Here is a 19,300-nt window from a genome sequence, read left to right as displayed (position 1 = left end):
CCCATACGCTCCCGGCCCGGACAGCTCGCGGCCTGGTCCGCTCGTGGCTCAGGCCGCTCGTGGCCCGGGCACGGGCGGCCCGGCGGGGCGGGGGCTCAGCCGGGCCCCTGGGTGACCAGCCGGGCCTCCCAGGCGAAGACGGCGGCCTGGGTGCGGTCGCGCAGGCCCAGTTTGACGAGGACCCGGCTGACGTGGGTCTTCACCGTCGACTCGGCCACCACCAGCCGGGAGGCGATCTCCGCGTTGGACAGGCCCTGCGCGATCAGCACCAGCACCTCCGTCTCCCGCTCGGTCAGCTCCCCGTACGCGCTCCGCGCCGCCGCCAGGGTCCTCGGCTCGTCGGAGAGCTTGGAGAACTCGGTGATCAGCCGCCGGGTGACGCTCGGCGCGAGCAGCGCCTCCCCGGCGGCCACGATCCGCACCCCCTCCGCGAGCTGCCGGGCGGAGGCGTCCTTCAGCAGGAAGCCGGAGGCGCCCGCGCGCAGCGCCTGGTAGACGTACTCGTCGAGGTCGAACGTCGTCAGGACGAGCACCTTGGTCCCGCCGGTACCGCCGGTACCGCCGGTACCGCCGGTTCCGCCCGCGCCGGTGCCCCCGTCGGCGGCGACGATCTCCCGGGTGGCGTCGATGCCGTTCATCTCGGGCATCCGGATGTCCATCAGGACGACGTCCGGGGACAGTTCGCGGACCCGTTCCACCGCTTCCCGGCCGTTCACCGCCTCCCCGACGACCTCGATCCCGGGCATCGCGTTGAGCAGCACCGAGAAGCCCTCGCGGACCATCATCTGGTCGTCGACGACCACCACCCGGATCGTCACGCCGACTCCTCCGCCACCGCGCGGACCGGCAGGAACACCGCGACCTCGTAGCCGCCGTCTTCCTGTTCCCCGGCGGTCATCTCGCCGTCCAGCATGGCGACCCGCTCCCGCATCCCGGTGATCCCGTGCCCGGCGCCCGGCGAGGGCTTGACCAGTCCGCGCGCCGGACCGTTCACCACCCGCAGCCCGAGGCCGCCGAGGACGTACCCGACCTCGACGGAGGCCGCCGCGCCCGGCGCGTGCCGCAGGGTGTTGCTCAGCGCCTCCTGGACGATCCGGTACGCCGACAGCTCGACGCCCGGCGGCAGCTCCCGGACCGCGCCGGTCACCGTCTTGGTGACCTCCAGACCGGTGTCGCGGACGTTGGCGAGCAGGGAGTCCAGGTCGGCGAGGGTGGGCTGGGGGGCGTCGGGGGCCTCGTAGTCCTCGGCCCGGACCACCCCGAGGACCCGGCGCAGCTCGGTGAGGGCGGCGACCGCGTTCTCCCGGATGGTGAGGAACGCCTGCTCCAGCTCCGGCGGCGGGTTCTCCACCCGGTAGGGGGCCGCCTCCGCCTGGATCGCCACCACGGACATGTGGTGGGCGACGACGTCGTGGAGTTCGCGGGCGATCGTGGTGCGCTCCTCCAGCAGGGTGCGCCGGTCGCGCTCGACGGCGGTCACCGTGCGCTCGGCGGCCACCTCCCGCTCCGCCACCGCCACCTTCAGCCGCGCCTCCCGCCGCACGTGCCAGATGCTGAGCAGCAGCACCAGCACCCCGGACATCGCGATCATCGATCCGGGGTCGGCGTTGTTCTCGTACCCGCCGCCGGAACTGGTGGCCACCGCGAACACCGAGGTCAGCGCCCACATCCAGAGTCCCGTCTGGAGCCGGGTGCGGAGCGTGACCACGGCGATCACGACCAGGTGCGCGAAGAACCCCGTGTCGGTCCACGGCCAGGTCCCGCCGTAGACCTCGCCGATCACCAGCAGCACCGGGACGGCGGCCAGCGAGGCGAAGAACGCGAGCACCGGACGGACCAGCGTCAGCAGGATCACCAGCGCGGGCAGTCCGCCCATGATCAGGGTCGCGAGGTCGGAGACGTCGTACGCGTGCGCCGAACCGACGATCCAGGTGAGCCCCGCGACGGCCGCGACCAGGGCGTGCGGCGTCCACTTGCCGCGCCCGCCGAACCAGGAGGCGAGACGGCGCTCCGGGCCCAGCGGGGCCAGCGGACGGTAGGCGAAGGCGTCGTTGAAGAGGTCCTCGTACAGCCCCCCGAAGACGTTCTTGAGCATCTCGTACTCGGGGTTGCGGGACCCGGCCGCCGCGCCCGAGGGGGCACCCGTCGGGCCGGGGCTGGGACTGGGGCTCGGACTCTGCTGCGGGGGCGGAAACGGTATCCGCTGGGACTCGGTCACCCTACGAAGGTAAGCGGCGGAAAGGGGACGGGTCGTCCCCAGTGAGGCGGGTTGTGGGGCGTCCCCCTCAGGTACTACCCGGGGCCGTCGCGCGACGGCCCCGGCGGTACGGCGCCCACGCCGGGCGGCACCACGCCGGGCGGCACGGCGACGCCCACGCCGGGTGGTACGGCGGCACCCCACGGGTACGGCAGCCCCACCGGACCTACTGGACCGGCCGGACCCACCGGACTGACTAGCCCTACTAGCCCTACTGGACCGACTGGACCGACTGGACCCATCAGACCTACTGGACCCACGAGACTTGCCGGACCGACCAGGCCCGCCGGACCACCAAGCCCGCCGGGCTCACCAGGCTAGCTGGGCGATCTCCTCCGCGACCACCGCGCAGGCGTCCGCCGCCGGGTCGATCAGCGGGAAGTGCCCGACGCCGGGGAGCACCGTCAGGCCGACCTCCTCCCCGGCGCGGGCGGCGGCCTCCGCGTAGGCGTCGGCGACCGCGCGGGGAACGTCCCGGTCGTCGGCGCCCTGGACGAGGACCGTGGCGACGCCGGTGGGCAGCAGGGCGGCGGGGTCCGCGTACGGCAGCCGCTCCTCGTACCCGGCGGGGCCGCCGAGGAACTGACGGGCGGCGTCGGAGCAGACGCCGAGCGCGGTGGCGGTGGCGAAGTCCGCGATGGGGGCGAGCGCGACGACCCCGCGCAGGGCGGGCGGCCGGGCGAGCCGCCAGGGGCTGTCGACGGGCAGCGCGTGCCGGGCCGAGGCCCACAGGGCGAGCGCGCCCCCGGCGGAGTGCCCGGTCAGGACGGTGCGGCGGACGTCGGCGGCGGGCAGGGCCCGGCGGACGAGCGCGGGCAGCGCGTCCAGGGCCGCCACCACGTCGTCGAGGGTGTCGGGCCAGCGCCCGGCGACGGGTCCGGCGGCGGCGTCCGGCCGCTGGGCGGGTAGCGGGGCGGCGCCGCGCCGGTACTCGACGGAGGCGACCGCGAGTCCGGTGCGCGCCAGGTACCCGGCGAAGGGGCTGATGTGCGCGCGGTCGTACGGCGCCCGCCAGGCGCCGCCGTGCAGCACGACGACGAGCGGGACGGGGCCCTCGTCGCCGTCCCGTCGGCGCGGTGCGTGGAAGTCGACCACCTGGTCGGGGTGCGGACCGTACGCGGCGGTGGCGTCCGGGGCCACGGCCGGATGCGAGAACGCGGACGCCTCTTCGGCGGCGGCCCGCGCCGCGTCGCACGGTCCGGACCCGGGCCCGGCTCCCTCGCCGTCTGACATCTTCCGTCCTTCCGTACGGGCGGATTCCGACTTCCGGACGCTACCAAGCGCGCCCGGACGCGGCTTCCGGCGGACACGGGAAGCAGGGGGCCGTGTTCCGGTCGGCCGAACGGTTCCGCCCCGGACTCGTCGGCGGATTCCCCGTCGCGGCGGAACCGCTCCGCGCGGCGCGGCCCGCGTGTCGTGGACGCCCGATGGCCGCCCCACCCCTGATCACCCGGCTGCCATCGCCCCCGGCCCACAGGGGGCGTAGCCTCCACGCGGACCCGGCGCGGTCATCCTGGCGACCCGGCGCGTTCCGGACAACCGCGCTTCGGAGGAGCCCTCCGCAGGGTCCGTGCGCACCGGCGGCGGCATCGGGGCCGCGCTGGCGTCGCTGACGCGTGTATGGAGCACCCGGACATGCGGGCCCGGTGCGGGAACACCTCCGCATGGCGGGGCGATATCCCGTCGATCGTGGCGTCGACAGCGCGACGAACGCTTCTCACTGATGGTTTGGCCCACCCCGGGGTGACGTACCGTGCCCGTTCATGGGATTCCTCTCCGTGGCAGATCACCCTCAGGCGGCCCCCGACCCGGGTCGGTTCGGTCCGTGCCCCGTCCGGGTGCGGGGGGCGGGCAGCCGAAGAGGAACCCGGAGCACACGATCGGGGACGGCGCCCGCCGAACCGACTGGTGGTACCGCTGGCGCCGGAAGCACGGCCGACATGTCGCGAAATGACCGCCAGTCAACTCTGGCGCCATTCAACGTGTCAGCTGTTTAGCTTATACACCTACCTGGGTACCGTGTTCGAATCACACCCCTGGTGCGACTTTCAACTGCCATCCGTACGTGAACGTCGACCGTTTCCCTCCACATTGCTCACCACCCACCCCCGACAGAACACAACCAGGTCGGAGCATCGGCGAAGCAGGCGGACGGCCACGAGAGTCAGCGATAGCGCGCACTAGGTGATACCGGGTCGGCGAAAAGCCGCCGAGATACTCTCTGACGGAGTGTGCAGACATTCATGGAACTCGTTCCCCCCACAACAGCCCGATCCACCACCAAGCACGCCTGCACAAGGAGAGCGATCGGTCCGGAACCGGACACAGGGGGAAACAAGCCTTGGTAGTCGATGTGCGCATCGAATCCCAGCACCGCACTATACTCAAGCTCCTTTCCGAGGGCTGTACCATGGCGCAGATCGCTCGCAGGACCGGGATGAGCGACCGAACTCTGCGCCGCAAACTACGAGTGATCTGCGAGCAGGCGGACGTGCAAACCCCGATCGAGGCGGTGGTGTGGGCGGTCCGCCGGAAGATCCTCTGAGACGCTCTTCGGCCGCCGCTCCACCAGTCGGTTCGGTGGGCGGCGGCCCCCAGCCACGGCACCCGGGGCCGGAGACCTCCTCCTCCCCCGGAGCGGCCCGGCTCCCCCTCCGGGGGCACCACGGACCGGTGGCCGATATCGGTCAACGCATTGTCCGCGCTCCGGGCCCGCGATAGAAAATGACGGTGGAAAGCGATGAGAGCCCCCATCCTCAGGGCCGACCGCCATCGGTCCCCGTCGACACTCCCCTGGCAAAGCCGGTGCAGGATCTGCTGGCCCGACTGGAGCTCGGGTCACTGAGCGACTCGGAAGTCTTCTCCTATCCAGGACGGAACGACAACTGGGCGGGAGTAACAGACACCGGCGAACCCGTCTTCGTGAAGCGACTGAAGGGTTTTCCGGGAGAAACACTCAAACGTTACCGCCGCCTCATGACCTTTGAAGAGGTCGCTCGGCGGGCCAACACCGAGATCGCGCGCCCCGCTTTCCTCGGCGGCGACGACGAGGAAAGGATCCTCGTCTACGAGATGCTCTCCGGGACACGTTCGGGAAGCGAGCTTGCCGCAGCTGACGAATTCACTGCCGAATTATCGGAACGAGCTGGCCGGACCCTCGCTGAACTCCACCGGCTGCCAGTCCGTCCGCAGGATTTCCCGGAATCCGATCCGCATCCCTACCCTCCGGTGGAGGACCTCCGCGCGCTGCCCCTGCCCCTCTACGTCGGCGCCACGGCCGCCTTCGTCCAGGCATGGGGTCTGCTCCAGCGGGACCCCGGTCTCCTGGCGGCACTGGAGCGGATGCGCGCCGCAGAGGTCCGGGCCCCGCGGGCGCCCGTCCACGGTGACCTCCGGCTCGACCAGTACCTGATCGAGGAACCGGCCACGGCACAGGGCCGGTCGGACTCCGCCGGGCGCGGACGGCTGCTCGTCAACGACTGGGAGGAGTTCCGTCTCGGCGACCCCGCCCGGGACGTCGGCGCGTACGTCGGCGAATGGCTGCACCGCGCGGTGCTGCGGATCCCGTCCCAGGAGAAGGACGACGGCTTCGCCCAACCGCTCACCCACCGGGAGGTGGTGGAGCGCGGGGACGCCGAACTCCGGCGCGCGCGACCGTTGGTGCGCGCCTTCGTCGCGGGCTACCGCGCGGCCGGGGGCCCTTGGGACGAGGACACCCCGGTCCGGGCGACGGGCTACGCGGGATGGCACCTGATCGACCGGTTGATCGCTTCCACCCGCGAGAACGGCAGGCTTTCGGCGATCGTCCGGGCCGCCGCCGGGATCGGGCGGACGGCGTTGCTGGACCCGCGGGACTCCGTCTCCGCGGTCGGCCTCGGGGAGGCGGCATGACGACCGGCACCGGTCACCCCGCGACGGACGGCGCCGAGGCCACCGGGCCGCGACCGGTCCTCGCGCCAGGTCTGCTGAGGGCACTGGCGGGCGTGCGGATCTCACCGGACGGCCGTACCGTCTGGATCGCCGACGGCGCCACCGGCGACGAGGACGAGGTGGTGTCCGAGTCCCCGTCGGCGACGCGCTACGCGTTGGCCCGCGTCCTCTACGAGGTGCTGCACACCGGGCGCGGGACGCGGGACGCTCCCGTGCCCCGCACCTTGCGCGCCCCGGAGTACGAGGCGCGGCTGGCCCGGGCCACCCCGCACCGGGAGACCCGGGTGCCCGCCGTCCTGCTGCCCGGGAGGGCACCGGACGGCACCCGGGTGGTGGAGCTGGACGGGCTGCGCGTGGCGGTGCCCCCGTCGGTGCCGACGCGCGGGCCGCACGAAGCCGGGGACGGACCGCAGGTGGTGACGCTCCGGCTGCCGGCGGCCCGCCCACTGGTCTCGCCCGGGTTCTTCCTGGTGGACGGCGGCACCGGGCGGCCGGACCCCGGGGAGCTGCTGCGGATCTACCTGCGGGTGACCGACCCCGATCGGGCGCCCCGGCTGTGGCACACCGTGCTGAGTGCCCTGGAGGAACGTCGCGTCGCCTACCGGGCGAAGATCATCTCGAATCCGGAGAGCCTGCCCCGCAACGACGGCATGGTCGTCTACCTCGGACCCGGTGCCTGGCACGCGGCCCCGGCGATCACCGAAGCGGCGCACGGCGCGGAGGTCCCCGACGGGCGGGACGGGGCCTTCGCCCACCCGCTTGCGCCCGGGGTGACCGCGGCCTGGGAACCACGGGACGACCGGACCGGCATGCGTTCCCTGAGCTTCGGCGAGCACCGGGCACACGTGGTCGCGCGGGCATACGTCCAGGCCGCGGCGGACGGCCTGGAGCGTCCCACCGCGGGCGGGCTGGCCGACGCCTGCGTCGCCGGCAACGTCGATCCGGGCGACCCCGCGCGCAATCTCGACTCCGCTGCCTGGCCCTGGCGGCCGACCCCCGGCTGAGAGCCGTTCCGTAGCGGCCTGCCGTCCCCGCCCGCCACCGGTCCGCCCTCCCGATCGCACGAGGAGACGCATCAGGATGTCCATCGAGCACGATCCGACGGAGCCCGGCGAACTGCGGGTCTTCCCCCAGTTGGTACGCGGCCGGGGGACCGCCGTGGCCATGGCGGTCCTGCTGAGTCTGGTCGCCGCCGCCGCGACCCTCCGGATGCCGATGGAGGTGCGCGACCTGGTCACCGCGTTCGCCGTCGACGCCCCGCCAGCGGGCCCGCTGCTGCGGATGGCGGGACTGGCCGTGGGTGCCGGTGCCGCATCGGCGCTGAGCAGCTTCCTGCTGGCCCGGGCCGGTGAGGGGCTGGTGGCCGAGGCCCGGCTGCGCGTCGCCACCCACATCCTGCGGCTGCCGCTGCGCCGGGCCCGCCGGGAAGGCACCGGCAACCTGGTGGCCCGGGCCAGCTCCGACAGTTCCCAGTTGCGTGCCGTGACGGACGTGGGCGTCACCCAGATCCCGGCCTCGCTCCTCCTCGCGGTCGGCACCCTGGTCGCGATGGGGCTGCTCGACTGGCCCCTCCTGCTGGTGGTGCTGGGGACCTTCACCCTCGCGGGCATCGGTGTCTGGCTCTCGGTGCGGGCGATCCGCGGCGGAGTGGAGCGCCAACAGGGCGCCATCGGTCTGATGGCGCAGCAGATGACCGCGGCGGTGCTGTCGCTCCGGACGGTCAAGGCGTTCATGGCCGAACGCCAGGTCACCTCGTCGCTGGAGCGCACGGTCGACGATGCCCGCCGGGCCGCCGTGTCGGTGGCCCGCTACACCGCGCTGGTCGGGCCGACGATGCAGTTGGGCCAGCAACTCTCCATCGTGGCCGTGATGGTGACCGCGGGTGCCCGGCTGTCCTCGGGCGACCTGGGCATCGGCGACTTCGCCGCCTTCATCGTCTACCTGCTCCAGGTGGTCTCCCCGCTGACCATGCTCGTCTCCGGCTACGCCCGGATGCAGGCGGGTCTCGCCGCGCGGGGCCGTCTCAACAGCGTGCTCACCCTGGCACCGGAGGGCACCGGGGCCAGGACACCGGTGACGCCGGTGGACTCCGCCCCCGCGGTCACGTTCTCGGCAGTCGACTACTCCGACGGCGGCCGTCCGGTGCTGCGCGCGGTCGACTTCAGCGTGCCCGCGCGGGGCCTGACGGCGATCGTCGGCGCCTCGGGGGCGGGCAAGACCACCCTGCTCGACCTGATCGAACGCTTCCACCTGCCGGGGTCGGGACGGATCTCGGTGTGCGGGCGGCCTGTGGAGGAGTGGCCGCTGGACCAGCTCAGGGCGTGCGTCACCTACGTCGACCAAGGCTTCACCCTGGTCGAGGGCACCGTACGGGAGAACCTCGAACTCGGCCGGGACGGCCACCTCGACGAGGCGGATCTCTGGCGGGTGCTCGACGGCCTGGGCCTGCGGGAGGCGGTGGCCGCGCTGCCCGACGGCCTGGACACCTGGCTCGGCGGCGCCGAGGACCTGTCCGGCGGGCAGCGGCAACGCCTGGCGGCGGCCCGCGTCCTGCTGCGCGAATCCCGGATCGTCCTCTTCGACGAGCCGACCTCGCAGCTGGACAGCGAGAACGAGGAACGGCTGCGGCTGATGATGCGGGAACTCGCCGCGGACCACGCCGTGATAGCGGTGGCCCATCGCATCTCCACGGTCCAGGACGCGGATCAGATCATCGTGGTGGACCGGGGGCGGGTGGTGGCGCGCGGCACCCACGAGGAGTTGCTGGCCTCCTCCCCGGTCTACCGGGAGCTGACGCGCGGACAGACGCTGCGCGGCGGCCCGGCGGCGCCCAGCCCGGTGGGGGGCGCCCGATGACCGCGCGCGCCCTTGGAACGGGACCGGAGCACGAGGCCGGGGACCCGGGGGGCGGGCCCGGGAGGGTGCGTCGGCTGCTGGTGGTCGGGACGGGCTCGGTCACCGCCGCGCACCTGCCGTTCTGGGCGAGCTGGCTGACCGCCAACCGGCCGGCGGTGCGGACCCGGTACGCGCTGACCCGCACCGCGGAGCGCTTCGTCACCCGGGACGCGCTGGTGGCGCTCTCCGGCGGCGACGTCCTCCAGGACCGGTGGCCCGGGGAGCCGGAGCCGCGCGCCCGGCACGTCGACCTGGCCGAGTGGCCCGACGCGGTGGTCGTCGTCCCCGCGACGCTCGACTTCCTGGCCCGGCTGGCGCTCGGGCTCGGCGACTCCCCCGTGCTGCTGGCGCTCCAGTGCACCTCCGCCCCGGTGGCGCTGGCTCCCGCACTGCCGCCCGGCGGCACCCGCAGCGCCGCCTACCGGGACCATCTGCGCCGGTTGTCCGACCGTCCCCGGGTCACCGTCGTGCCACCGCACCCGGGGCGCAGCACCACCACCGGGCGGCTCGACGCGTGGGCACCAGCGGCCTTCCCCGAGGTGCTCGCCGCGGTCGAGAGACTGCGTGCCCGTCTGGCGGGCGGGGCGCCGGCGGCCCCGGGGGAGGGTGCTCCGGCCCCGTGACTCCCGCCGCGGCGCCGCCGCCCCACCCGTCGCCGTCCACCGTTCGTCCCTCGTCATCCACACCAAAGGGGAGACCATGTCCACCGAGGTACCCACGGACTCCACACACAGCCGCCCGGACCAGCCGGCCGCGCCGTGGTCCGGCCCGGATCCGGAGGCCGGTCCCGCACCGGGCAGCAGCGCGTACGGAGAATCGCTGGCGGACGTCTACGACCTGCTCTACGCGACCTCGGGACCCATCGTCGACGCGGTGGTCGCCTTCCTGGCCGGGGAACGCCCGGCACCGGCCACCCTGCTCGAACTGGGCGTCGGTACGGGACGGTTGGCCGTGCCGCTGGCACGGCACGGGTACCGGGTCCACGGAGTCGACGCCTCTGCGGCGATGCTGCGGAAGCTGGCCGCGAACGACACCACCGGCACCGTCACCACCGAGGTCGGCGACTTCGGCGCCCTGAAGGTCCGGGACCGGTACGAGATCGTACTGATCGCGCTCAACACCTTCTTCATGCTGCCCGACCAGGAGCGGCAGATCGCCTGTCTGCGCGGGGTCCGGGAGGCGCTGTCGGACGACGGGATCGCCGTCCTGGAGACGTACGACCCCATGACCTACCACCAGTTGACGGAGGCGACCACCCGGATCGGGCATCTGGCCCCGGACGCCCTGCTGATCGACACCGTGCAGGTCAACCGCTCACTCCAGTCCGCGCTCGTGGTGCACACGCTGGTGGGCGCGGGCGGGATCCGCAAGGTCCCGGAGGTGTCCCGCTACGCCTGGCCCGCCGAACTCGACGTGATGGCAAGGCTGGCGGGGCTGCGGGTGACCCGGCGGTGGGGGGACTGGGACCGCCGCCCGGTGACCGACGCCACCGAGAAGCACATCACCGTCCTGGAACGCCTCCCCAGGTGATCCGCCCACCGCCCCTCCCGGCGCGAGGAGCCGTGAAGGTAACGGGCCACCACCCAACTGCCATAGCGACACCTTGACGGAGTGATAGGTTAACGCAACACTCGGAAGGGTTGGCAGCACACTTTGAGAGGGTGTGGATCTTGATGGCCGCTCTGGAAGTCGACAGCGTCAGCAAGAGCTACGGTCGACGGCGGGCCGTACGGGACATGACCTTCGACATCCGCGGCGGCGACCTCTTCGGCTTCGTCGGCGGCAACGGCGCGGGCAAGACCACCACCATGCGCATCGTGCTGGGGGTGCTCACCCCGGACGCGGGCGAGGTCCGCTGGAACGGCCGTCCGGCGGACTTCGCCGTCCGGCGGAGCTTCGGGTACATGCCTGAGGAACGCGGGCTCTATCCCCGTATGAAGGTGTCGGCGCAGCTGCGTTACCTCGGTGAGTTGCACGGGCTGTCCTCCCGGGCCGCCCGGCACGAGGCGGAACGCTGGATCGACCGGCTCGTCCTCGGCGACCACGCCGGGGACGAGGTGCAGAACCTCAGCCTCGGCAACCAGCAGCGGGTGCAGCTCGCCGCCGCGCTGGTCCACCGTCCACGGGCGCTCGTCCTGGACGAACCGTTCTCCGGCCTCGACCCGCTCGCGGTGGACGTGATGGGCCAGGTGCTCGCCGAAGCCGCCGCGGACGGCGTCCCCGTATTGTTCTCCAGCCACCAGCTGGCCTTGGTGGAAAGGATCTGCCACCGGGTGGGCATCGTCAGCCAGGGCCGCCTGGTGGCCTGCGGAACGATCGACGAGCTGAGCGCCTCCGCCGACCGCCACCTCCTGGTGGACGCTCCCGGAGCCTCCGGGGACTGGACCGACGGCCTGCCGGACGTACGGGTCCTCGCACGCGAGGGCACCCGATGGCGGCTTGGGCTCGCGGCACACGTGGACGCGCAGCGGGTGCTGCGCGCCGCGCTCGCCACCGGCCCGGTCCTCGCCTTCACCCCCGAACGCCCCTCGTTGGCCCGGCTCTACCGCGAGGTGGCGGGGCGGGACGGTGGAGGCGGTGCCGCCGCGCCGCCTCCACCCACGGCGGACGGGACGGCCGTCGGGGCCGGGGCCGGACACCGCCCGGACGCGGAGGCGTCCGCCGCTCCCCGCGGCACCGCCCCGGCCCCCTCCCCGACGGTCAAGGAAGCACAGGAATGAGCGCGGAACCGTCCGCGGCCCCGAAGGGCCCGCACGACCTCCCGCCACCGCCGTACACCGGGGCGCTGTCCGCACGACGGGCGGTGGGCCTGGTCGCGAGGCGGGAGATCACCGGCCGCCTGGGCACCCGTTCGTTCCTTCTGAGTACCGTCGGCCTGCTGGCCGCCCTGGGCGTCTACGCGCTGATCATCGGCTTCGTCCGGGACGGCCCGGCCACCGTGGGGCTGGACCGCACGGCGTCCGCGCTCCGCCCGGCGCTCGTCCAGGCCGCCGGAGCCACCGGCACCGAGGTTCGTTTCGTCGCCGCCCCGCACGGCGGCGGAGAGGGCGCCCGAGCGGCGCTCCGGGAAGACGCGCTGGATGCCGTGGTGACGGTGACGGCGGACGGGGGACTACGGATCGGGGTCGAACGGCGGATCGACGCCGACCTGCTCGCGGTGGTCCGTTCCGCCCTCGTCCACCACCGCACCGACGCCGAACTGACCCGGCTCGGCACGGACCCGAAGGCGTTCCGGGAACGGGTCGCCACGGCCGGGGTGGAAGTCGACGCCCTGGAAGCGGAGGGCGCCAGCGCCGCCCAGCAGTTCGCGTTGGTCTTCTCCTCCACCGGGCTGCTGTACGCCTTCTTCGTGTTCTTCGGGATCATGCTCGCGCAGGGGGTGGTGGAGGAGAAGACGAGCCGTGTGGTCGAGTTGCTGCTCTCCACGATCCGGCCGTGGCACTTGCTGGTCGGCAAGGTCGTCGGCGTCGCCGTGGTGGGCACGGCCCAGCTCCTGGTGCTCGGCGGCTCCGCCGTCCTGGTGGTGGAGGTGACGGGCGTCGTGGCCCTCCCGGCAGCCGCCGCCGGCACGGTGCTGTCGATCGGGGTCTGGTTCCTGCTGGGCTTTCTGATCTTCGCGCTGGTCCTGGCCGCCGCGGCGGCGCGGGTGGCCCGGCAGGAGGACCTGCAACCCGTGGTGCAACCGGTGATGGTACTGATCACCGCACCGTTCGTGCTCGGCCTCGCCCTGCTCAGCCGGGATCCGCATGACCCGGTGATCGAGTGGCTGTCACTGGTGCCGCTCCTCAGCCCGGTGCTGATGCCCGCCCGGATGGTCCTCGGCACCGCCCCCCTCTGGCAGGTGGCCCTCTCCCTGTCACTGGCCGCGGTCACCCTGGTCGCGCTCGTCCGGCTGGCCGGCCGGGCGTACGCCAACAGCGTGCTCTCCAGCGGCAGCAGAGTGCCGCTGGCGGTCGCCCTGCGGCGCCGCTGACCGACGCGACCGGGACGGACCGCCCCGCCCGCCCCCTCTCTCCACCGTCCGAACGACCGAACCACCCCTCACCGAAACAGGAGAACCCCATGAGCACCACGCTGTGGATCGTCATCGCCCTCGTCCTCGCCATCGCCGTCTGGGCCGGCATCCGGAAGAACCGCGGCTGAGCCCGCGCGGAGCGCGCCACGGAGTGGCGGTCGGCCCGTCCCCCTGGGTGGGCCGTCCGCCACCGCCGTCCCGTCCGGGTGCGGCCGGGTGCGGATCAGTCCCGCCCGGTGGCGGCCACCGGCCAGGCGTCGCCAAGGACCGCGGCGGCGGATCCCGGTGGCAGTTCACCGACGACCACGCCGGTGAACGCCCCGGGGCGCAGGTACCGGGCGGCGGCCTCCGCCACCCGGGCGGGGCCGACCCCGGCGAGCACCGCCCCCCAGCGGCTCAGCCAGTCGGACCCGGCACCCACGTGCAGCAGATTGGCGAGTCCGGTCGCGAGCGCGCTCGGGGAGGCCATCGCGGTGGCGGTGGAACCCGCCGCGTACCGCACGGCCGCGGCCACTTCCGCCCGGTCGGGCGGTTCGTCCGTCATCCGGTCCAGCACGGCCCGGATCTCGGTCAGCGCCACGGCGGTGCGGGCGGCGGCGACATCGGCTTCGATCATCAGCGTCCCGGCGCCCGGCACGGACTCGACGCCCGACCCTGCCCGATAGGCGTGCCCCAGGTCCTCCCGCAGCCGGTCGACCAGCCGGGAACCGACGGCACCACCGAGGACCAGGTTCGCCAGATGGAGCGCCGGGAAGTCCGGATGGGTGCGCGGCAGCGCCGGGGCGGCCAGCCGCAGCAGGCTCTGCACGGCACCCGGCCGGTGCACCGGCAGCAGCGGGCCCGGGCGGAAGGCGGGCGGGGACGGTGGTGGCGCGGCCCGTCCCGTCGGCCAGCCCGCGAAGGCAGTGGCGACCTCCGCCGCGGCGCGGTGCGGACACAGGTCGCCGACGAGGACCAGGGTGGCCCCGGCGGTGCGGATGTCCTGCTGGTGCAGTCGGCGCAGCACCTCGGGCGTGACCTCGGACGCCTTCTCCGCCGAGGGCCGCAACGCCTCCGCGGCGGACCCGTACCGGTGCCCCAGCAGCGCGTGCTGGGCGAGGGCGGCGGGCTGGCCCAGGGCCAGCCTGATCCGGTGCGCGAGGCGGCTCCGCCGGGCATCGACGTCCGCCGGGTCCAGCACCGGGTGGCGCAATCCGTCCGCCAGCAGTCCGAGGACACGGGGGAGGGCGTCGGCGAAGGCATGGCCGCTGACCGAGAGCCGGTGTGCCTCGCCGACCGCCGTCAGGGTGGCGCCGTCCTCGGCGAGCGCCCCGTCGTACGCCTCCTCGGTGTGCTCGGCGGTGGCCCGCAGCAGACAGTCCGCGAGGACCTGCCGGGCCGTCAGCTCACCTGGCGTGGAGTACGGGAGGGAGAACCGGATCTCCACCAGTGGGACGGTCGGCACCCGGGCGGCGACCAGCCGGATGCCTCCGGCGAGAACGGTGTCCAGGTCGGGTGGGGCCGGCCCGCGGAACGCGACGGAGGGAACGCGGGGCGGCGAGGTGTTCACCCGGCCTCCGGGTCCGGCGTGAAGTGGACCACCGCCCGGCCGCCCGAGAGCAGCGCACCCGCGGCCTGCGTCACCCGCTCGGGCGTGACGTGGCGGCGGACCGACTCGGGCATCCGGTCGGTGAGTCCGGGATGCCCGAACAAGGTCTCGCGCAGTCCCAGGAGTTGGGCCCGGGTGCCGGGATCGCCGAGTTCACGGAGGGCGGACGCGGACCAGCGCGCGGTGGTGCGCGCCAGTCGCGCGGGGTCGACGCCGAGCCGGACGATACCCGCCAGCTCCGCTTCCAGCGCCGCCGGGACGCGCTCGGCGCCGGTCGTCGGAGCGGTCACCGCGAAGAGCGTCAACAGGTCGGGCCCCGCGGTGTCCAAGGGCTGGCCGAACAGTCCGCAGCCCATGGCCAGCCCGGTGACGTCGGCTTCCCTGGCCATGCGGCGGCGCAGCGGGGCCCCGGCGCCCTGGACCAGGAACGGCACGAGGGCGAGATGGGCGAGGTAGCCGGGCAGGTCGGCGACCGGGTCGGGAAGACGCATGCCGAGGGCGACGGCCGGCGCGCGGGCGTGCCGGTCACGTACTCGCGTCACCGTCTCCGTCACCGGCGGCGGCTCAGCGAGGTCGGGCGGGGGGAGATGCCACCGGGACGGCACGTCGTCGAAGTGCCGGTGCACGAGCCGGACCGCCTCCTCGTACCGGAAGGCTCCGGTGAGGGTCAGGACGGCGTTGCCGGGGGCGTAGTGGTCGGTGAAGAACCGGTGGCAGGAATCCAGGTCCGTGCCGTCGAGTTCGGCGCTCTCGCCGTAACCGTCGCGCTGGTTCTCCCGACGGCTGTTGAGCGTCCGGGAAAGCACCCACGGAAATTGCCCGTAAGGCCGGTCCCGGACCGCGGTGTTCACTTCCTCCTTGATGACCGCGCATTGCGCGCGGAGTGTTTCCGGAGTCAGGCGGGGGCCGCGCATCCGGTCGGATTCCAAGGCCAGCAGCGTGTCCAGCGCGAAGGACGGCGCGGTGGCGTGGTAGACCGTGGCGTCCTGCCGGGTCCGCGCGTCGCACAGGCCGCCGACCCGCTGGACGTGACGCGCGTATCCACCGGCCGGGACGTTCCGGCCGCCCTGGAACACCAAGTGCTCGAAGAGATGGGCCAGCCCGGCCCGGCCCGGCGGTTCGGTGCGGAATCCCACGCCGTAGTGGACCGCGAGCCCGATCGGCCCCGCCCCGTCCTGGGGGGCCAGCAGGACCCGCAGGCCGTTTCCCAGGACGAAACGGCGGGCGGGCTGCCGGGAGCGGGGATTCCGATTCACCCGACGAACCCTAGGGGAGCCGCCGTCGCGTGTTCCATGGATTCACATGACCGAATGCGGCCATTGACCGAGGTCGGACATTCCCATTGCCATTCCAAGGCATCAGCGGAAGAGTTCTGACGCGGCCAGAAAGCCCCTGAACGGGGTGGATCCGACCGTCATCCGTTTTCCCCTTGCCAACAGAAGGAGAATCCCATGGACAACCAGTCGCTCATCAGCGGATACACCAGCTACGCGGACGCCGAGGAGATCGTCCCGGCCGCGGAGGCCCCGGCCGCCACCTGGACGACCGTCACCACCTCGTCGCAGGCGTGCATCTCCGCCGCCTCCGCCGTCTCCGCGGTGTCGATCGACAACACCTTCGACCACTCCTGCTGAGTCGTTGAACGGTAGTTGACAGGAACGGGTGCCCGCCGCTCCAACCGGCGGGCACCCGCTCTCGCATGATCCCACGGCCTCGGCGATCCCACGTGGGCCACCGGGCGGGAAACAGACAGGACCCCGGTCAGGGCCCGCTCCGCACGTCGTCGGCCTCGTCGGTGTAACCGACATCGCCCGTGCCCGAGAAACCGAGGAGGATCGACGGCACAGCCGAACTCGTCAGCATCAGGGTGCAGAGCAGGGCGGGCATCCGCTCGATCATCCCCGCGTCGTTCTGGAAGGCGACCATGAGCAGGACGGCCACCATGCCGGAGCTGATCGCGCACTGGTAGCCGATGAAGGCGACCCGGTCGCGCAGGCCGCGCTCCCGCTCGTCCAGACCCGCTTCCGGACGCTCCCCCAGACCACGGGTCATCGACCGGAGCACACCCCAGAGCAGCAGCCAGAGCGCGAAGCAGACCAACCACCCGGTGTCGGAGAAGGCGTTCCCCTCCGACACCGAGGACAGCACCGCCATGACCACGCTGAGGGCCGAGAGGGCGAGCGCGAGGACGCGCTGCGGACTCACCGGGCCGGAACCGCCACGCGGGTCGCGCGTCTCGGGCTCGTTCACCTGTGCTCCTCCTTGTACACCTGAGCCGACAGGGGGGTGAAGGGCTCGCGGCTGAACACCGCCTCCACGGGCAGGCCGAAGACGTCGCCGAACCGGAAGGCGAGGTCGAGGCTCGGGTAGTAGTCACCCCGTTCGATCGCGCCGATCGTCTGCGGGTGCACGTCCACCGCCGCCGCCAGGGCGACCCGGCTGAGACCACGCTCGGCACGCAACACCCTGAGCTGGTTATAGATCACCGATCCTTCGCGGCGACTCACTGGACTCATGAGAAGAACATACTGACAACACAACAGCCCGTCAAGGAAACACAACACTTGAGAGGTACTGCCCCGTGACCACCGCGTACCACCCGCGCCCCGGCCTGCCCGGTGTCCTCGTACCGACCATGCCCGCCACCCCCGACGCCCTGCGCCCCTACGCCGAGTTGGTCCTCCGCAGCGGCGCCCGACGCCTGTGGACGGGCCAGTCCCTCAAGGTCGAGACCCATCAGGCGCTCGCCCACCTCGCGGGCTCCGGGCTACGGGTTCCGGTCGGCACCGGCGTCACCCTCATGTCGCTGCGCCACCCCTACGAAGCGGCCCTCCAGGCAAGGTCGTTGGCACTCACCAGCGGCTACCCCGCGGTCGCCGGATACGGCGTGGGCGCGCCCTCCTTCGTCCGCAGCCTGAACGGCGACACCTTCGCCAGCCCTCTCACCATGGCGAGCGAGTACCTGGGGACCGTGCGGTCACTGGTGCGGGGCGGGACCGTCGACCACACCGGCGAGTACCACTCCCTGCGCGGTCGGCTCATCCCCCTCGACCACCCGGGCGTCGAGGTCGGCGTGGGCGTGCTGCGCCCCAACATGGCCCGCGCCGCCGGCCGCACCGCCGACGTCGCCATCACCTGGATGACCCCCGCCGACTACATCGCCGGGACACTGGTCCCCGCCCTCTCGGAGGGAGCCGCCGAGCGGGAGACCCGCCCCCGGGTCGCCACCGTCGTGCACGTCGCCACCGACCGCGGCGGCCGCGACCCGCACGCGCTCGCCCTCACCGCCGCTTCCAGCCACCTCACCGCCGCGCACTACACCGACATGCTGCGCCGGGCCGGTGTACCCGTCGACCCCGCCGACCCCCGGGCCGGGGCGAAGGCCCTGGTCGACAGCGGCACCTACGTCTTCGGCGACGCCGACCACGTCGCGGCCGAACTGGACCGCTACCGGAAGGCCGGAGTGGACGAGGTGGTCCTCAACGCGGCCGGCGTCCTCTTCACCGAGGGGCCCGAAGCCGCCTTGGAGGACCTCGGAGCGGTCCTCGACGCCGTGGCACGCCGCCACGGTGTCTGAGCCGACGCCGGGCGGCCCGGCGAGCGGACCGCCGCCCACCGGGAACGCCCCCACCACCCTCCGCGCCTACGGAACCCGCTACCTGCGGATCACGGTGCGCCACCACGGCGACGGCCGCCTCACCTGGACCCGCTCCCCCGGACCCGCCCACCACCACCCCCAGCGCGTCGTCGGGCCGGAGCTGCGCGCCCTGCTCCGCACCACGGTCGGCGGACCGGCCGCCCCGCTCCGCCCCGTGGGCGCCGCCCTCGTCCTCGGCACACCGACGCGCCTCGCGGACGGCACCGCGGGACTGACCTACGAGGTGCCGGGGATGACGTCCGTGGCCCGGCTGCTGCCCACCGGCGACCCGCTCGCCCGGCACCTCGCCCTCCGCGCGCTCACCGGAGCCGGCCGCACCCTCCGGCGCCTGCACACCGTCCCCTGGACGGGACAGGACCGACCGGCGCACACGGGGGTCGACCGGTTGCTCCACTGGCTCGCCGGCGGTGAGCACTCCGCCGACGCGATCCGTCTGCACGCCCGCGCACGGGCCCGGCTGGGCCCGGGGAGGTGGCGACGGCTGACCGAGTGGGCCACCGCCGCGGCCCACCCCGACGACGGGGACACGCCCAGGCTGCTCCACGGAGCGCCGAGCACGGGCTGGCTGGTGCCCGCACCCACCGGAGACCGGACGGCACTCCTCTGCGGCGAGGAGGTCACCTGGGGTGACCCCGGCCTCGACCTCGGTTGGCTCCTCGGTGAACTCCACGAGCTGCGCGCCGCGTCCGAACGCGGACTCGGTGCCGTCGGCCAAAGCCCGCGGGCCGACTACGCGGGGGCGGCACGCGCCCTGCTGGACGGCTACCGCGACGGCGCCCCGGAGGGCGGGCCCGCGCCCCCGGAGGGCACAGCACGGGCCGCCACCCTCCGACTCGCCGTACACATGCGGGACTTCGCTTGCTTCGTCGGCTGGCACGAGGACCTGACCGGCTACGCCGACCTGCTCGCCGACACCCTCGACGGCGAGGGGGCCGCCACCCTCGCCTGGTGAGACGC

The 19,300-nt window shown here is 73.4% G+C and carries 17 protein-coding genes; 10 read left to right on the top strand and 7 right to left on the bottom strand.

Going from position 1 to position 19,300, the window contains the following annotated elements; all coding sequences use genetic code 11:
• Positions 1 to 95: 95 nt before the first annotated feature.
• From ACVWNX_RS18615 to ACVWNX_RS18605, 3 genes are all read right to left on the bottom strand, one after another.
• Positions 96 to 818 (bottom strand): response regulator, encoded by a 723-nt coding sequence (locus ACVWNX_RS18615; protein WP_454408361.1) that lies wholly within the window; start codon positions 816 to 818, stop codon positions 96 to 98.
• Entirely contained in the window at positions 815 to 2,095 is a 1,281-nt protein-coding gene (locus ACVWNX_RS18610; RefSeq protein WP_454414828.1) for a sensor histidine kinase, read from the bottom strand. The genes ACVWNX_RS18615 and ACVWNX_RS18610 overlap by 4 nt, the downstream gene beginning before the upstream one ends.
• 471 nt (positions 2,096 to 2,566) lie before the next feature.
• The gene (locus ACVWNX_RS18605; protein WP_454408360.1) at positions 2,567 to 3,490 is read right to left on the bottom strand and encodes an alpha/beta hydrolase family protein; all 924 of its coding nucleotides are present in this window, start codon (positions 3,488 to 3,490) and stop codon (positions 2,567 to 2,569) included.
• Between the two features lie 1,491 nt (positions 3,491 to 4,981).
• Here ACVWNX_RS18605 and lxmK point away from each other — a divergent pair.
• The 7 genes from lxmK (at position 4,982) to ACVWNX_RS18570 (ending at position 13,055) form a co-directional block, all read left to right on the top strand.
• Positions 4,982 to 6,148 carry a class V lanthionine synthetase subunit LxmK gene (gene lxmK / locus ACVWNX_RS18600; RefSeq protein WP_454408358.1) on the top strand — a complete coding sequence of 389 codons (1,167 nt, stop codon included), beginning with the start codon at positions 4,982 to 4,984 and terminating at the stop codon, positions 6,146 to 6,148.
• Complete coding sequence (locus tag ACVWNX_RS18595; RefSeq protein ID WP_454408356.1) at positions 6,145 to 7,191, top strand: T3SS effector HopA1 family protein; 1,047 nt, start codon at positions 6,145 to 6,147, stop codon at positions 7,189 to 7,191. The genes lxmK and ACVWNX_RS18595 overlap by 4 nt, the downstream gene beginning before the upstream one ends.
• Positions 7,192 to 7,267: 76 nt before the next feature.
• Positions 7,268 to 9,043 carry an ABC transporter ATP-binding protein gene (locus ACVWNX_RS18590; protein ID WP_454408355.1) on the top strand — a complete coding sequence of 592 codons (1,776 nt, stop codon included), beginning with the start codon at positions 7,268 to 7,270 and terminating at the stop codon, positions 9,041 to 9,043.
• Entirely contained in the window at positions 9,040 to 9,705 is a 666-nt protein-coding gene (locus ACVWNX_RS18585; protein WP_454408353.1) for a flavoprotein, read from the top strand. The genes ACVWNX_RS18590 and ACVWNX_RS18585 overlap by 4 nt, the downstream gene beginning before the upstream one ends.
• A gap of 76 nt (positions 9,706 to 9,781) precedes the next feature.
• A complete protein-coding gene (locus tag ACVWNX_RS18580) occupies positions 9,782 to 10,612 on the top strand; it encodes a class I SAM-dependent methyltransferase (protein ID WP_454408352.1) in 831 nt (276 codons plus the stop codon).
• Between the two features lie 143 nt (positions 10,613 to 10,755).
• Complete coding sequence (locus ACVWNX_RS18575) at positions 10,756 to 11,802, top strand: ABC transporter ATP-binding protein (protein ID WP_454408351.1); 1,047 nt, start codon at positions 10,756 to 10,758, stop codon at positions 11,800 to 11,802.
• The gene (locus tag ACVWNX_RS18570) at positions 11,799 to 13,055 is read left to right on the top strand and encodes an ABC transporter permease (RefSeq protein ID WP_454408349.1); all 1,257 of its coding nucleotides are present in this window, start codon (positions 11,799 to 11,801) and stop codon (positions 13,053 to 13,055) included. Before ACVWNX_RS18575 ends, ACVWNX_RS18570 begins: the two co-directional genes overlap by 4 nt.
• 265 nt (positions 13,056 to 13,320) lie before the next feature.
• On the opposite strand, the gene ACVWNX_RS18565 is transcribed toward ACVWNX_RS18570, so the two are convergent.
• Entirely contained in the window at positions 13,321 to 14,646 is a 1,326-nt protein-coding gene (locus tag ACVWNX_RS18565; protein ID WP_454408347.1) for a M16 family metallopeptidase, read from the bottom strand.
• Complete coding sequence (locus ACVWNX_RS18560; protein ID WP_454408346.1) at positions 14,643 to 15,941, bottom strand: M16 family metallopeptidase; 1,299 nt, start codon at positions 15,939 to 15,941, stop codon at positions 14,643 to 14,645. Before ACVWNX_RS18560 ends, ACVWNX_RS18565 begins: the two co-directional genes overlap by 4 nt.
• Before the next feature lie 195 nt (positions 15,942 to 16,136).
• Between ACVWNX_RS18560 and ACVWNX_RS18555 the strand changes: the two genes are divergently transcribed.
• Positions 16,137 to 16,319: an LxmA leader domain family RiPP gene (locus tag ACVWNX_RS18555; RefSeq protein WP_454408344.1), complete on the top strand. Its 183-nt coding sequence runs from the start codon at positions 16,137 to 16,139 to the stop codon at positions 16,317 to 16,319.
• 127 nt (positions 16,320 to 16,446) lie between these two features.
• Here the strand turns inward: ACVWNX_RS18555 and ACVWNX_RS18550 are convergent, their stop codons facing one another.
• Positions 16,447 to 16,935: a hypothetical protein gene (locus ACVWNX_RS18550; RefSeq protein WP_454408343.1), complete on the bottom strand. Its 489-nt coding sequence runs from the start codon at positions 16,933 to 16,935 to the stop codon at positions 16,447 to 16,449.
• Positions 16,932 to 17,201, bottom strand: a complete 270-nt coding sequence (locus tag ACVWNX_RS18545; protein WP_454408342.1) for a helix-turn-helix transcriptional regulator — start codon at positions 17,199 to 17,201, stop codon at positions 16,932 to 16,934. The genes ACVWNX_RS18550 and ACVWNX_RS18545 overlap by 4 nt, the downstream gene beginning before the upstream one ends.
• A gap of 65 nt (positions 17,202 to 17,266) precedes the next feature.
• On the opposite strand from ACVWNX_RS18545, the gene ACVWNX_RS18540 reads away from it, so the two are divergent.
• Positions 17,267 to 18,262 (top strand): LLM class flavin-dependent oxidoreductase, encoded by a 996-nt coding sequence (locus ACVWNX_RS18540; protein ID WP_454408340.1) that lies wholly within the window; start codon positions 17,267 to 17,269, stop codon positions 18,260 to 18,262.
• The gene (locus ACVWNX_RS18535; RefSeq protein ID WP_454408338.1) at positions 18,255 to 19,295 is read left to right on the top strand and encodes a phosphotransferase family protein; all 1,041 of its coding nucleotides are present in this window, start codon (positions 18,255 to 18,257) and stop codon (positions 19,293 to 19,295) included. Before ACVWNX_RS18540 ends, ACVWNX_RS18535 begins: the two co-directional genes overlap by 8 nt.
• The last annotated feature ends 5 nt before the right edge of the window (positions 19,296 to 19,300 follow it).

The organism is Streptomyces sp. JNUCC 64 (genome assembly GCF_054484115.1).
This window is presented reverse-complemented; position numbering and strand designations above follow the sequence as displayed.